Source organism: Aureibacter tunicatorum, assembly GCF_036492635.1.
Classification (GTDB): domain Bacteria; phylum Bacteroidota; class Bacteroidia; order Cytophagales; family Cyclobacteriaceae; genus Aureibacter; species Aureibacter tunicatorum.
This window is the reverse complement of sequence record NZ_AP025305.1, coordinates 3,941,011-3,957,098: the sequence shown is the minus strand read 5'-3', so window position 1 is coordinate 3,957,098 and position 16,088 is coordinate 3,941,011. Positions and strand designations below refer to the sequence as shown.

Here is a 16,088-nt window from a genome sequence, read left to right as displayed (position 1 = left end):
GAGGAGAGATAAGGATTCTATTATTTGGAGAGCATTTCGATTTTAAATCGAGAGAGTGCTGATTTTTTTGAATTTTTTAATTGAGGTTGTTGCTTGGGTGATGACTGAGTGATAATCAATGTTTTATTTTTAAATATAGTAGTGTAAACTTATGCGATTTTTTACAAAAGACAAACTCTTTGCAGGACGTCTGATGGTGACGCTTTGTGTGCTCCTCTGCCTAGGTGTAGGAAAGTCCTTTGCAAAAACAAGCTCAGGTAATTTTATGATTAAGAATGACTTGAGCGGAATGCCACTTCAGGACGTGTTGCATTGGATGCAAGAAGAAGGAAATGTGACATTTGTCTATGACGTGAATCAGGTGGACTTGAACTTGGATTTGGAGCTGAATACTGTGGGAAAGACAGTTGGTGAGGTGATTACTCATATCAAGTCATCGACGGATCTGGACTTTGTGCAGAAAGGAGAGACATATTTTATCAAAAAGAAAGAGGAAAATATCAAAATCGATATTGATCCAGCTGGAGAAAAGGAGGTTAAAGGTACAGTGAAAAGTGCCGGAGAAGAATTAATTGGTGTAAATGTGTTGATCAAGGGTAAGAACGAAGGGACGATCACTGATGTCAATGGAGAGTTTAGTTTGAACGTTAGTCCTGATGATGTTTTGGTTTTTAGTTTTATGGGCTATTCTTCTGTGGAAATTCCTGTAGGTAATCAGAGTTTTATCGACGTGGTGATGAAAGAGGATTTTCATCAATTGGATGAAATTGTTGTAACAGGGGTTGCGGCCGCGGTGCCAAAGTCAAAACTAAGTATCACGGTAGAGGCATTGGACCAACAGGTTCTTCAAAATGTTCCTGGTACGGATGTGAGCTCGTCTTTGCAAGGAAAAATAGCAGGTGTGCGTATTAGTGGAGGTACTGGAGCTCCTGGGTCGAATGCTAGTATTCAGCTTAGAGGCGCCACATCATTGTCAGGTTCCTCTGATCCACTGATTATTATTGACGGAGTAATGACAGAAGGCAATTTGTCAGATATTAATATGGAAGATATTGACCGTATGGAAGTGGTAAAAGGTGCTGCTGCTTCTTCTCTTTATGGTTCGCGTGCGGCAAATGGTGTCATCAACATCACGACAAAAAGAGGAGCATTGCAACCCGGCAAGACTTCGATCAGCTATAGAACAGAAGTTGGAGCAAATGTAATCAATTACATTCCAGAGAAAAACAGTGCTACAAATAACCGTGTAGAAAATGGAGAAGTGCTTTGGGGTACGTCGACTCCGGATTCGTATTATGACAATCCGTATCCTAAGAATGATCATGATCCATTTAAACAATTTTTTAGACCAGGTAATTTTCAAACGCATTATTTGTCTGGTTCGGGAAGCAGTAAGGACGGCAATACATCATTCTTCAGTTCTATGCAGTACATGAATGAAGAAGGGGTTATTCGTGAGACTGACGGTAGGCAGCGTTTGAATATGAGGTTGAATGTTGATCATAAAATCAACGAGCGATTGAAGTTTTCCGCATCGAATTTATACGTGGATAACCAAACAGACAACAGGGCTGGTCAAGGAACAATGGACGGTTTCTTATATGCCGATCCAAATGTTGATTTTTATGCGTTAAATGATGATGGAAGTCCATATAAGGTAAACCCAAATAATTTATCGAGAACAATCAACCCTTTGTATGAACTAGCTAACACGATCAATGAAACAAGGTCTAACCGTTTCTTAGGTAATTATCGTTTGAATTATGAGGCTACGAATTTCTTGGATTTATCGGCTGCTTATGGAATCGACCGTAGAAATTCGAGATCATTTAACATGAGACCAAAAGGGATGTTGAGAGTGGAAGGCGCTCCTGAAATGGGTAGTATAGGAGAAAGCACTTCGGTAGGTTTAGCGCAGACTTTACAGTTGGATATGGCCTTGCATAAGAAGTTTGGCGACTTTGGGACCAGATTGAAGTTTCAGTACTTGTATGAAGCCAACAAAAATCAATCTCATGGAGGTGGAGGTACTAACTTGGCTACTACAGGGCTTGGAAGACCGAACTTAGGAATGGCTTCAGAGAATCTATATGCATGGAGTAACACGAGTACTGTTGTGGCTAATAATTTTTCGGGAGCTTTATTTTTAGATTATAAAGATAAAGTGATCGTAGACATGTTGTTAAGACGAGATGGTGTTTCTCTTTTTGGATCGGAAGAACGTTGGCAAAATTTCTATAGATTTTCTGGTGCATATAGATTGAATGAGGACTTGAAGCTTCCTAGAGTGCAAGAGATGAAGTTGAGAGCTTCATATGGTGTGGCTGGTTTGAGGCCCCCGTTTGAAGCCCAGTATGAGGTGATCGGTGTTGATAATGGACAAATCACCACACCGCAAACTATGGGTAATGTTAATTTGAAGCCCTCATTTGCAAAAGAATTAGAGGTAGGGTTTGATGTGGCATTCTTGGATAGATTTATGATTAATGCAAATTATGCTAGGTCAGTGAATACAGATCAGATATTGAAAGTGCCTGTTTCAGCTGCTTCAGGCTTTGCTTATCAGTGGGATAATATTGGTACTTTGGAGTCAAATGTGTTTGAGATTACCTTGCATGCTAAAGTGATGGAGAAGAAGAATTTTAGATGGGATGCTAATGTGACTTTTGATCGCATCAGACAAAAAGTACAAGAACTGAATCGTAGCGGATTCTCCGTAGTATCAGGAGGGATTTTTAGAATAGAAGAAGGAGAAACGCTTGGAGCAATGTATGGCCAAAAGTTTGCGACTAGCCTTAATGAAGTAAGCAATCAAGTAGCAGAAGGAGTAAATGTAGCGGATGTGTTTACTATCAACAATCATGGTTATGTGGTGCGTAGAGATCAAATTGGTACAAGCGAAGAGGTGCCAATGTTTGTATTGAATGACGATGGCAGTAGAAAAGATATGAAAATCGGAGATTCAAATCCTGATTTTAACATGAACTGGGGCAACACTTTCACTTGGAAAGGGCTGTCTGTATATGCATTGTTGGGCTATCAACACGGAGGTGACTTGGTAAATCACTCGAGAAGATATATGATGGTAAATCAAGTAGCAGCGGAGATGGATGCGACCAAAATGGGGCCAGGAGAAGCCAAGGCCGCTAGATATTATAATGAGTTGACGACTTCCACATCCACTAACTCTCACTTTATCGAAGACGCTACATTCTTAAGACTTAGAGAATTGTCAGTAAACTATAGTTTCTCTAAACAACAATTGGATAGAATGGGCTTGGGCTTCTTTCAAGCAGTGAAGGTTGGTTTTATAGGAAGAAACTTGTTCACACTGACTAAGTACTCAGGGTTTGATCCTGAAGGCGGCTATTCAGGCTCTGAGAGCGAGGGACTTAGTCCTAACATTCTTAAGTTTGATACTTCGTCTTATCCTCCTTTCAGTACTTTCTCTGGTAGTTTAAGTATCACTTTCTAAATCTTAAAATTAACTAGTCATGAATAATAAGATAATAATTTTATTAGGTCTTCTTCTTAGTTTTGCAAGTTGTTCTTTGCTATGGGAAGATCTAGATGTGGAAAATGAAAATGCTCCGGACTTGGATGATGTGTATTCTAACCCGGAAGAGTATCCTGCCCTTCTTACAGGCGCATATAGAGTTTGGTGGAACAGCGCGATTGGGCAAAACCCTGCTTTGGCGCTAGGTGTAGGCGCTGAGCAGATTTGCTCCGGATATGGTAGCTGGGGTATGAGAACTTTCAATACAATACCTAGGGTGCCTATCGATAACCGTGAGGGGGATATTGTGATACAACCTGAAGCTGGAGGATGGTATGGATTTTACCCTGTTGTAGGCACAGTAAACAATATCATCAAGAAAATCGAACATGAAGGTGTAGAGGTGATAATCAATGGCGAGGATCGAACAGCGATGGTATTGGCCAACGCTTACTTCCTGCAAGGTACGGCGTATGGTCACTTGGGCTTGTTATATGATCAGGCATTTTTGATTACAGATGTTGACATTCCTGCAGATTTTGAATATGTGTTTACGCCTTACAAAAGCATTATGGAGTTTGCGCTTGAGCGTATTGACAGAGCTATTGAAATTGCAGAGACAAATACCTTTCAGGCGGAGCAGATGATGCCGGGCGTGAATATGAGCAATGAGTATCTAGGCAAAGTAGCTAACTCTACGGCTGCGAGGATGTTGGTTGCAGCGTCAAGAACACCTCAAGAGGATAGTAGCATAGATTGGGCAAGAGTGAAAAGGTATGCTGAAAAAGGCATAGATACTAACTTCTTTGTATATGCTCAAGTAGGCTGGCAAGGGTTGGCTGCGAATATCAGAGATACGACTAATCCATTGCATATTATGGAATGGGATTGGGTAAGGGTAAGCCAAAGAGTGATCAGTTTGATGGCTCCGAATGATCCAATAGGTACTTATCCTCGACCAGAAGGAGTTCATGAATATCCTGAAGCTGAAAACCCTGTTGATCATAGATTATTAACAGATATGACATATGCAGGCCAACATGGAAATTGGAATCCCGCTTCTTTAGGTTTTCATATATTAGGAGAGTATAAATATACAAGGTACCGTGAGAGCTTTTCAGTGCCTGGAGTTGGAAATATTGATTTCTTGCTTAAAGCAGAGAATGATTTGTTACTTGCTGAAGCGGAGATTCGCACTGGAGGAGATCTTCAGAAAGCTGCGAGTTTAATAAACAACACACGTGTTGAAAGAGGGAAAATGTCAGCGATGACCGGAGGCAATAGTTCTTCCGAGTTGTTAGATGCAGTGATGCACGAGCGTTATGTGGAACTTATTGCTACATTTATGCCTTTGACGTATTTTGATCGTAGAAGAACAGGGACTCTGATTGATGGCACAGCTTGGCACTTTCCGATACCTGCTCAAGAGTTGACGATTCACAAATTGCCAATCTATACTTTTGGCGGTAAAGGGAATGAAATGTAATCTTAGTTGGAATTATTATTTTTTAGATATGAAAAAAATACTTTTTATTTTACCTGCAATCATGTTGCTGATATCATGTAATAGAGATTTTGAAAATGAAATCAAAAGCTCAACAAAGCCGGAGCTTCACATCATTGTCAATGATGCTTCTCAAGCGGCTGTGTCAGGCGCGCAAGTGAGTGTGTTTACTAGCGAAGAGGAATGGGAAGGAAAAATAAATCCATTGTATTCAGGTGAGACCAATGAGGAAGGAAAAGTGATATTGACAACAGATCAGTTGAAAGAGCCGGGCAAATTTTATATTTATGCCCAGCGAGACAATAGAAACAATGCAGAGGGAGACTATGAGACAGAATCTATTCTTCTCAATGATGGTCATACATATTTCATAACAGAGATAAAATAATCTAAATAATATAAACTATACTTCGGGGACAATTCGTTCCCGGAGTTTTCATACCTAATTTATTCTAATTTTTTTCTTATGAAGAATTATCTTATCATACTCGCCATGGGAGCTTTCTTATGCTCTTGTGTAAAGGATGATTCAGTTGGAGTGATGTCAAATTTGCATGCTACAAAGGATTCTCCAATATATACGACTTATGCCGCTGCTATTGAAAGGTCTGAATTTCTTCTTGATGAGGCATATGAGCTGACTTTTTATGATGAAGAAAGAGGAGCTGACTTCACTACTGACACTGGAGGAGATATAGGATTCGCTTTTAGGAAGGGAGATCACTGGGTTTATAAAATTACAGACATGTATAGCCAGCCCGTTATAAATTATTCTTATCCGGACATGGTCAAGTTTACCTATACTCCTTTTAAAGATATAGTAGTTACTGTCGAAATGTTAGTCCAAAGTTCCAGAGCTATGATTCTGGATATGGCTATTGAGAATGCATCATCGAAGGATGTTGATCTTCAAGTGTTTCCATTTATTCAAAATAATTATAGAGCATTTAGTAGTATTGTATATGAAGCAGATGCATTTAACTTCATGCACGAAGAATATCCTGATTATTGGACTATAAATAATGAAGTGCCTTACAATGATTCTTTAATGAATGTATTTCGCACATATCCTATGCCGGATGCTTTGGGAAGTTTCAACAGCGTATGGGGTGAGAGTATTCAAATACCTAATGATATTCATCTGAATAAACAACAACAATATCAAGTAACTGGGAGAGCTCTCAAATCGAATGAGGACAAAGAGCGGGTGAAATTAAAAACTCCATCAGATCGTATCCAGTTGATTCTTGATGGAGATAAAGATAAATTGCTTACAGAGACAAGTCCTGTTTGGGGACTGGCGGAAAATACTTTTGACAGATCAGGATATATTCGAATGGAGCTTGGCAACCTTAAGCCAGTAAAAGAGGGGATGAAGTATGAAGTAAAGTTGTACTGTAATGAAAGTAAACAAGGGGGAATATATACAGCTAGAGTAGAAGAAGGAAAGGGAAAACGAAAAGATATTGAATTAGCAGAGTATACGGGAATGAAAGCGCCTGCTAATGCAAAAATAGAAAAGAGAGGAGACAATGTTTATATATCCTGGACAGGAAATAAAGGCGATGATAGTTATCGCGTGTATGCAAAATCAAGAGGTGAAGCATACTATTCATTGGTCGAGAAGGGGATAAAAGCCAATGATAAAATATTAAGCATAAAGGGAGAAGATTGGGAACGATTTATCGTAACAGCTGAAAATAAGCAAGGGGATATTAGCATTCACTCCGCCGAGTTGATCCCTGTGGAAAAAGTGTCTTTTGAAGAATTTGTAAGCGAGGGCATTGCGGGAGAGTTTGAACATATGGCTAAGGCTTTGGCATTTAGATATGATATGAAGTTGCAACCGAATCAACCGAAAAGTGTGAGATTGCTGAGAATCGTAGGTGAAAAAGATCGAAGCTATGAAGAGTTGAATCAGCAGGCGAACAATCTTAAAGAAGAGAAGCAAGATCAGTACTTAAAAGATAACGAAGAATTGTTTGCCAGTGTAAAGCAGGATTTTGAAAGTCCTGATTTGGAATTGTTGTATTATAGTGCGTTCAATATGATGCGTCAAGTATTTTACCCTGCGGATAACTTGACAAATTATAACTATTATGTGTTTTCAAGAGAACCGACTTGGGGATGGGGACATGGAGGACAGGTATTTCATGAGAGTATAGCTATGTTGCCGTATGCAATGTTGGATCCTCAGAGTGCGATGGAATCGCAAAAGGTATACAAAGAGCGTCAGCTTGAAAATGGTTACATTAGTTATCGCTCGGGAGCGTATCTCAACGAGATCATTGAGCATAATGGCTCATTAACTTCATCGGCCCCTTGGTATTCTTGGCTCAACTGGGAAGTTTATCAAGTGACAAAGGATAAGAAGTTTTTGGAAGAGATGTATAGCTCAAGCAAAAGATTTTATGACTTCTTTGTAGCGCAAAGAGATGTGGATCAAGATGGTCTTTGCGAATGGGGAGGACATGCCATATTGGAGTCTGTTCGCGATGCTTTGGTCGCTGTATGGGATGAAGTTGCTTGGCCTTCAAATTTTGAAGCCTTGGACCTGAACTGTATGCTTGTCATGGAAGCGAAATCTTTGGAAAAAATGTGTCTGGAATTAGGTTATGCTGAAGAAGCTGAGCATTGGAGAAAAGATTATGAAAAAAGGTCTGCATTGATCAACGAAACATTTTGGGATGAAGAAAATCAGTTTTATTATCATGTGGACAGAGACAATCATACTTTTAGCCACAAAGAGACAAATGATCTGAAAAGAGATGAAATAATAGCTTTCTTGCCATTGTGGGCAGGAGTCGCTTCAGAAGAGCAGGCTGCCGCTTTGGTAAAGCATTTGACAGATCCGAATAAATTTTGGAGAAAATACGGGATTCCTTCCTTGTCGGCTGAAGATAGCTATTATAATGACAAAGGCTATTGGAATGGACCTGTATGGGTGCAGTGGAATTACTTGATAGTGAGGGGACTGCTGGATTATGGTTATGAAGCAGAAGCAAAAGAATTAACAAGAAGAGTCGCAGAGAGTATGGTTATTCAGTTGAAGGACAATCATAATTTGTGGGAGTTTTATAGTCCTGATAATGCATGGGGTGGTTATCACAAAACATACATTTGGGCAGGAATCATAAATAAGATGATCGAAGAAGCAGGATTAACATCATTGTAAAGGAGGTATTTAGTAATATGAAACGATTTTTTAATTTTGGATTAGTATTATCCACCATCATTTTTATAAGTTGGGGATGTCAGAAAGCTCAACCAACTGTTAACGTTTTTGCGCCAATGGATCCGTTTTTATTGGAACATGGCAAAATGGTGCAATTGTCTAGTTATGACACTACTGGCGGAAACAATGACAGAATAAATATTCACGAGGGTAAAACGGTTGAGATCGCGAATATCGATGGTCCCGGAGTGATTAAGAGAATGTGGTTTACGACTGACTCAAGAGATCCGTATTATCTAAGAAGAATTTTGCTTAGATTTTATTGGGATGATGAGACCGAGCCGTCAGTTGAAGTGCCTTTTGGAGATTTCTTTGGTTGCGGGTTTGAATATAAGCATCATATGGCGGAGTATGTCGGCATGTCGAGCGGAGGATATTATAGTTACTTTCCTATGCCGTTTAATAAAAATGCTAGAATTGAAGTAGTGAACCAAACAGGTGAAGAGATATTCGCATTTTATTACCATATCAATTATTTCGAATTGGATGAAAAACTGCCGGATGATACAGAGTATTTCCATGCCCAGTGGAAAAGGGATATCCGAACAGATTATGACGACAATTTTGTAGCTTTGGATGCTGAAGGAAAAGGAAAGTTTGTTGGTTTGAGTTTTAACGGAGAGCCGTATGATAATAGTTTATTTTATCTGGAAGGAGATGAGATGATATATGTGGATGGAGAAGATTTTCCTTCGACATATGGCACAGGATGGGAAGATTATTTTACTGGTGGTTGGTATTTCCAAGAAGGCCCTTTTGATGGACCGTACCACGGAGTGGTAGTGCTTGATAAGGAAAATGGAAGAGTCACCGCTTATAGGCATCATATTCCGGACCCAATACCGTTTAAAGAATCTATCAAGGTAACAATGGAGCATGGGCATGCTAACGAACAGAAAGTGGACTGGAGTACAACAGTGTTTTGGTATCAGCAAGAACCTCATAAGCCGATGGAACCGATAAAGAAAGCTTCACTGAGAATACCTCTAAGAAGAAAAGTTCCAAATGAAGCTGTTGATTTTTTTGCATATAAGTTGGAAGGTGCCGCGCATAAAGTAGTAGATATGTCGAATTATGGTCCTGATTGGTTTAATATGCAACAGATAGAGGTTGATGGAGGTAATGGCGCCGAATTTCATGTTACGATTCCCGAAGCTTATGAAAAAGCGTACAACATCGATTTATATACAACTAAAGGTCCAGATTACGGGAATGTTGAGATTTACCATAAAGGCAAAAAAATAGGTGCATTCAATGGGTATCACGATGAAGTATTTCCCGCTGAGATAGTGTCTTTGGAAAAGCTAGTGCCTGAAAATCAGGAAATCAAATTGACTTTTAAAGTTGTAGGAGCTCATCCAAAGTCAAAAGGGTTTAAAATGGGCTTGGACGCGGCAGTATTTGAGCCTGAGAGAGTCTATATTCCAGAATGGTACATGATAGGTCCATTTCCTAATCCACGAGATAATGACTATTTGAGATACGGTTTGGATAAAGTATATGAGCCAGAGAAAGAATTTGACTTGAGCAAGACTTATGTTGGAATTGATGATCAAGAATTGTCTTGGTTCAAAGTAGATGGAAGGCCGGGAGGATATGCAATGGAGCTTTGGAAGCTATTTGACCCTACAGACTTTATTATCACTTATGCTGTGACCCATGTTTATTCTCCTGAGGATCAAGAATTACCGTTATTATTCAGTTGTGATGATGGAGGAAAGGTATTCTTGAATGATGATGAGATTTTTAGATTTTTGGATGTGAACATAGCTAAGCCGGATCAACATGAAATCAATTTGAAATTGAAAAAAGGTTGGAATAAGTTGATGGTTAAAGCCGAAAATAATTTTGGAGGTTTTTGTTTCTATGCTCGAATAATCGATAAGAAAGGCAATTTGAAATATAGTGTGGATAAGTAAACAAATATTGTCCCGGCTGCTTGCTGAGATGCAATTAAACCATGTGGAAGGCGAGGAGGCGGTAGCCGTGAGCAATAATAATATTTTTTAAACCTATGAATAAGTTCTTAATAATATACTTAATGATGTTTGGAACAGTATCATCAATATTGGCGCAAGAAATTAAGGTTAATGATCCTTTTTTGCAAATAGAAGCTGGAATTACAGATCCATTATTTACTACCTATGCCGCGAGCATGGAGAGGTCACGTTTGTATGGAGATAAAGCATACAAAATGGTTCATTATAAATTAAATGAACCGATACATTATGAAAGTGATCAAGCCGGAAGAATAGCAAATTTGTGGGTAGTTGATCAGTTAGTTATCGATGAGGTGGGCAAGTTTTATAAAAAACCTGTGGTGAAAGCTTCATTTCCGGATATGATGACCATGGAATACTCTCCATATCCTGGCATTGATGTGCAGGAAACGTTTTTGGTGAAAAGCTCTCAGGTCGCTATCGTGGATATGCAGATTACCAATACATCTGATAAAGACCATTTGGTAGATTTATATCCATTGTTTGAAATGGGGAATGACTCTCTGCATGTTAAGAACTTTGATAAACAGAGTCAGGCATACATAACGGAAAGAAATGAAGGTTTATGGCGATTGATTAGCGGGTTGTATAAAGGCCATGGATATCCTACGGATGTAAGAGAAGTATTTGCCGGTAATTTTGAGCCTAGAACTTATGGCGCGATAAAAGGCAGAGTCCCTGATTTTTACAATACGGTGAAGATTGACCGTTACGCTGAAGTCCAGGAAGCTTGGCTAAATCATGCTGAAGACGTAATGGTTGATTTTATTGCGATTAATAAACGAATAAAGTTGGAAGCAGGTGATAGTGAAAATGTTCGCTATATCAGAGGTTATCAGGATCAAAAAGAAGATTTGCAGGAGTTGTTGGCAGAAGTCGAAATTGCTAAAAATGAGCCTTTACAACCCTATATTGATGCTAATGTAGAACTATTCGCTCAGACGCCTAGAATAGATTTCGAGACTCAGGATGAAAAATTGGTGTACTTAGGCTCTCTCAATCTGGCTAGAGGTTGCATGTTGCCTCCTTCTGGAGAGACCGCTTATAATTATTATGTGTTTTCAAGAAATCCTGTGTGGGGATGGGGGCATGGACATCAGGTATTGCATGAATCTATTTCTATGATTGCATATGCGCTTATGGACCCTGTTTCAGCTCAAAACTCGCAAAGAGTATATATGGAACAACAGTTTGATGACGGCTTAATTGCATATCGACATGGACCTCGCGGACCTCAGACATATCCTCATAAAGGAATGCCAACGACTTCAGCGCCTTTTTACAGTTGGATCAATTGGAACATATACAAGGTGAGCCAAGATAAGGATTTTCTACAAGATGCATTTGACTCAGGAGAAAAGTATGTTCAATGGTTGATAAAAAATAGAGACAAGGATCAAGATGGAACATTCGAGTGGGGACCTTATGGTATTATTGAAAATGTGAGAGATTGGTATAATGTCGTTTTTCAAATGTCTTATGAGAGGTATTTGGATGTGGATAGTGAAGATATTTCTGATGAGTTGGAATGTCTGGATTTATCAGCTATGGTTGCCAAGGAAATGAAGATGCTGGAGCTTATGGCTACAGAGCTTGGAAATAAAAAAGGATCAAAAAAATGGAAAAAAGCATATGATGAGTTGGCTGGCCTGATCAATACCATGATGTGGGATGAAGATACAGAGTTTTATTACAATGTGGACGATCAGGATCATTCATTTGTATACAGAGGAGTTAAAGATTTAAAGCGTCAAGAGATTATTGGATTTTTGCCTATGTGGGCAGGCTTTGCTTCAGAGGAAAGAGCTGATAAATTGGTTAAGCAGTTGACTGATCCGGAGAAGTTTTGGAGGGAGTATGGCATTCCGACTGTCGCCGCTGATGATCCGGGATATAGCAATGTGGTGGATTATTGTTGCAAATGGAATGGACCTGTGTGGTTGTTATGGAACTACATGGTGTATGAAGGCTTGCGAGATTACAACTATCATGATCAAGCGGATGAGTTGGCTGAGATCATGATGAAAGCAGTTACTACACAGTTATCAAAAAATCATAATTTTTGGGAATCTTTTAGCCCGGATCATGATGTGCTTGACAGCCCTACAAATTATATATGGGATGCTATTATGGCAAAGGTGCTTCAGGATTATTATGAACATAAGTCAGCTACGGCTAGCTCTTTGGACTAGTTTAATTTGGAATGAAATAGTGGACAGTTAATTTGTTAAGGAGCGCTTCAATATAAGAAATGGTTTAGATTGCTTATGCATTGAAGCCTCCCTTTGAAGTGATTAAAATATAGGCTTAATACAGGGGTGAGGAAGCATATTTGGTTAGCCTCATCTCTGTTCTCAAAGTTAAAGAATAAGTTTTGATGGTTAAGTTATTTTACAAAGTATAAGGATCTATAAGGTCTTGATGTTTGGATGATTTTATCAAGGTGAATATATGGAAAAGTTAATGAAACGACTATGGTCAACCCTGCTTATTGGCTTTATCGTAATAAGCCAACTCAATGCGGCGGAAGTCGGTGAAAAGATAAGAGTAGGATTTATTAAAGAAGCTACGGAAGATCAATCTTCAAAAGGAGAAATTGAAGCGGCAATGAGGCTTTTGGGTGACTTTGGACAAGTGGAAGTCAAAGAGTTGCCTTCAGCAAAGCTATTGAAGTCAAAAAATATATTGAAGGATATTGATGTTGTTTGGTATCATAGACCTGATACAGGTGACATTAGCAAAATGGAAAAGCGTTTGGCTAAGCCTATCCAGTCTTATGTGAAAAATGGAGGTAAGCTTTTGCTTACTCTCGATGCAGTAAGGTTGCTCAATGAGTGGAAAATAGAAGAAACCCCTGTGCAAGTACAGAGTACAGAAGTAAAAGATCATGGTTTTGGACGAAAATTGGGATTTCATGCTTATCGTTCTCATCCATTGTTCAATGGGTTGAACGGTGGCGCGTATATTTGGCATAGTAAAGAAGATCATCAGGTGAGAAAAGTTGGCTTTTTTGACAAATCATTGCCCCAAGCGACTGAAGCTAAAGTAGTCGCTATTGATTGGGCGTATATTCATTATCATGAAAGTTCGAAACTGATATGGGAGACTCCTTATGGAGATGGAAAAATATTGGCTGTAGGTGCATATATGTATTTTGAACCAGATAATTTTAGTCCTAAAAGATTGTCAATGTTCACTGAGAATTGTCTTAGATATTTGAATGGTGAATTTGAAGGCCAAACAGCAATGTATTGGGATTATACACCAAGAAAGGTAGCGCAACGAAAGGTAGATGCTGATTTGAAACCTATTGCTCAGGCTCAAAAATGGAATATGCCAACTCCTGTGAAAGAAATCAAGCATCAAGCGATAGATGGAAATTTTTGGGATATTTCGGGGCGAAGAATGTTTTTCTTCGCAAAAGAAAAAGGAGGTATAGAGGAAGTTTGGACTCATCCAGTAATGTCATTGAGGGATTTGTACACTTCAGTTTATATCGGAGGTGAAAAGATTAAGTTGGAAGATTTGAAACCTAACTTGATTACTCGCCCTGAAGCTCTGATAAGAGAGTATATAATTGGAGATGTTGTATTGAAAGAAATAATTACATTGAGTGTAGAGCAAGAAGCAGGAGTCGTTCATTATGAGTGGGAAGGCAATATTGATCAGTTAGAAACTTCATTTTTAAGCAATTTGAGATATATGTGGCCTTATTCCTCCAATGCTACAGGCAACTTATACTTTGATTGGAATGATGAGTCAAATGCGTTGTGGATTACAGATCCTACACAAGATCTAAACACATTGATAGGATTCAGCCAGCAGCCTGCGCAAAAAGAACTATTGCATGTGGAAGGTATTGTTGAAAAAGACGAAGACAAAAAGTTGGAAGGAGTATTCGTATTTGATACTAAGAATACAGATGCTTTTGAGATACTTATCGCCGCAGGTTCTGAAGGGGTGGAAAAGACTCAACAAGTGTATCAGTCTATTGCTCAAAATACAAATAATCTATTGGCTTCCTCAAATCAGTATTATCATGATTTGTTAGCTCAAATGACCAATATAAAAACGCCTTTGGAGAAGTTTAATGATGGATATGATTGGACAATTATGAGAACAGATCAGTTCTTTGTCGAAACGCCGAATATAGGGAAGTCTCTCTTTGCGGGATATTCCGGGACTCGCTTTGGTTGGAATGGAAATCATAAGGTAAATGGTCGTCCGGGGTATGCTTGGTATTTTGGAAGAGATGCGATTTGGAGTAGTTTTGCAATAAATGCATATGGTAATCACGCTCAGGTAAAAGACGTGTTGAGCACATTCATTCAATGGCAAAATCTAGACGGTAAGATTTACCATGAACTATCAAGCAGTGGTTCGGTTCATTACGACGCAGCAGATGCAACGCCTATGTTTATCAACTTGGCCGCTAATTATCTTAAGCATTCAGGTGATATTGAGTATGTGAGTGAAATATGGCCGTCAATAAGCAAAGCCATAGAGTTTTGTCTGAGCACTGATACAAACCGAGATCATTTGATTGAAAATACGAATGTAGGACATGCTTGGATCGAAGGAGGAAGTCTATTGGGAACGCACACAACAATGTACTTGGCTGGTATGTGGGCCGGCACATTGAAAGATGCTGAGTATCTTTCCGAGGCTATGGGGGAAACAGTTAAAAGCGAATTTTATAATAAAGAAGCTAAGATTGTTTCTAATATTCTTAATAACCAATACTGGAATCCTGAGACTGATTTTTACAATTTTGGTAAAGATAAGGACGGCAAGTTCAATCCGGAAAAGACAATAATGCCGGCGGTTGGAATCTATTATGGGCAGATGAATCCACAAAAAGCATGGCAGACAACCAAGGAGTATTCTTCTAATCAATTTTCTTCAGATTGGGGTGTGAGAATTCTTAGAAAAGACAGCGACCTTTATAATCCAAGAGCTTATCATTATGGAAGTGTGTGGCCTTTATTCACGGGTTGGGCGGCATTGGCTGAGTATAAGACATTGAGAGGAACACAAGGCTTCACTCATGTGATGAATAATCTGAATATCTATACAGGTTGGACTCAAGGAGCAATATTGGAAGTAGTTCATGGCGAAGAATACAAGCCGATGGGAGTAACTCGTCATCAATGTTGGTCTGGAACTATGATTTTACAACCTGTGATGGATGGCATGCTGGGCTTCTCTCCTGATGCATTGAATAACCGTATGGCTTTGACTCCTCAGTTGCCTTGGGATTGGAATTCATTAGAGGTTACAAAACTTCATGTGGGTGAGCAGCATCTTGATGTGAAGATGAATAAGAGTAGGCAAGAGATAAGCTATGATTTCACTTCCTCTCAGGCGGGAGTGGTATTAGACTTTTCTACCGTCTTGCCTTTAGCAACAGCGGTTGATGGTGTATTTGTAAATGGCAAATCGCACTCTTTTGAATTGGATGATAAGAATGAAAACATCATGTTAAGTCTGGAGTCTTTGAAGTTGAATGCTCGGGATCAAATAGTGATCAAATATAGAGGAGGCATAGGTGTCTTGCCGATTACAGAAGCCGCTGAAAAAGGAGCTGTTTCTGACAAAGTGAAGTATATTGAAGAACTATTGGATGGAGACCAATATTCATTAGGCTTGGAAGGTGTTTCGGGTAAGACTGATCAAATTACATTGTATTGCAATCAAGAAGTAACAGGTCTTAAAGGTGCCAAGTTGTTGAGTCATCAGGATGATAAATTGATATTGGAGGTGGACTTTCCAGAATCGGACATGAACTATGTTTATAAAGAAATTAGCGTTTCTATCAATAACCAGTCGATGGTTTCATTAAAATAAATATCA

At 39.1% G+C, this 16,088-nt stretch carries 7 protein-coding genes; all 7 read left to right on the top strand.

The features are described from left to right. Window positions 1-151: 151 nt before the first annotated feature. The 7 genes from AABK36_RS16660 (at window position 152) to AABK36_RS16630 (ending at window position 16,082) form a co-directional block, all read left to right on the top strand. Window positions 152-3,475 carry a SusC/RagA family TonB-linked outer membrane protein gene (locus tag AABK36_RS16660; RefSeq protein WP_309940186.1) on the top strand — a complete coding sequence of 1,108 codons (3,324 nt, stop codon included), beginning with the start codon at window positions 152-154 and terminating at the stop codon, window positions 3,473-3,475. 19 nt (window positions 3,476-3,494) lie between these two features. Next, complete coding sequence (locus tag AABK36_RS16655; RefSeq protein WP_309940187.1) at window positions 3,495-4,982, top strand: RagB/SusD family nutrient uptake outer membrane protein; 1,488 nt, start codon at window positions 3,495-3,497, stop codon at window positions 4,980-4,982. Between the two features lie 28 nt (window positions 4,983-5,010). Continuing rightward, window positions 5,011-5,388, top strand: a complete 378-nt coding sequence (locus AABK36_RS16650) for a hypothetical protein (RefSeq protein ID WP_309940188.1) — start codon at window positions 5,011-5,013, stop codon at window positions 5,386-5,388. 78 nt (window positions 5,389-5,466) lie between these two features. Continuing rightward, on the top strand, window positions 5,467-8,175 hold the full coding sequence (locus AABK36_RS16645) for an amylo-alpha-1,6-glucosidase (protein ID WP_309940189.1): 2,709 nt from the start codon (window positions 5,467-5,469) through the stop codon (window positions 8,173-8,175). 17 nt (window positions 8,176-8,192) lie between these two features. After that, on the top strand, window positions 8,193-10,154 hold the full coding sequence (locus tag AABK36_RS16640) for a glycoside hydrolase family 172 protein (protein WP_309940190.1): 1,962 nt from the start codon (window positions 8,193-8,195) through the stop codon (window positions 10,152-10,154). Window positions 10,155-10,249: 95 nt separating this feature from the next. Continuing rightward, window positions 10,250-12,427, top strand: a complete 2,178-nt coding sequence (locus AABK36_RS16635; protein WP_309940191.1) for an MGH1-like glycoside hydrolase domain-containing protein — start codon at window positions 10,250-10,252, stop codon at window positions 12,425-12,427. Window positions 12,428-12,686: 259 nt separating this feature from the next. Further along, window positions 12,687-16,082, top strand: a complete 3,396-nt coding sequence (locus tag AABK36_RS16630; RefSeq protein ID WP_309940192.1) for an amylo-alpha-1,6-glucosidase — start codon at window positions 12,687-12,689, stop codon at window positions 16,080-16,082. Window positions 16,083-16,088: the final 6 nt, after the last annotated feature.

Bases quoted from the DNA above. Each gene is read 5' to 3' on its own strand.
- AABK36_RS16660 (WP_309940186.1), top strand. From the start codon at position 152: ATGCGATTTTTTACAAAAGACAAACTCTTTGCAGGACGTCTGATGGTG.
- AABK36_RS16655 (WP_309940187.1), top strand. From the start codon at position 3,495: ATGAATAATAAGATAATAATTTTATTAGGTCTTCTTCTTAGTTTTGCA.
- AABK36_RS16650 (WP_309940188.1), top strand. From the start codon at position 5,011: ATGAAAAAAATACTTTTTATTTTACCTGCAATCATGTTGCTGATATCA.
- AABK36_RS16645 (WP_309940189.1), top strand. From the start codon at position 5,467: ATGAAGAATTATCTTATCATACTCGCCATGGGAGCTTTCTTATGCTCT.
- AABK36_RS16640 (WP_309940190.1), top strand. From the start codon at position 8,193: ATGAAACGATTTTTTAATTTTGGATTAGTATTATCCACCATCATTTTT.
- AABK36_RS16635 (WP_309940191.1), top strand. From the start codon at position 10,250: ATGAATAAGTTCTTAATAATATACTTAATGATGTTTGGAACAGTATCA.
- AABK36_RS16630 (WP_309940192.1), top strand. From the start codon at position 12,687: ATGGAAAAGTTAATGAAACGACTATGGTCAACCCTGCTTATTGGCTTT.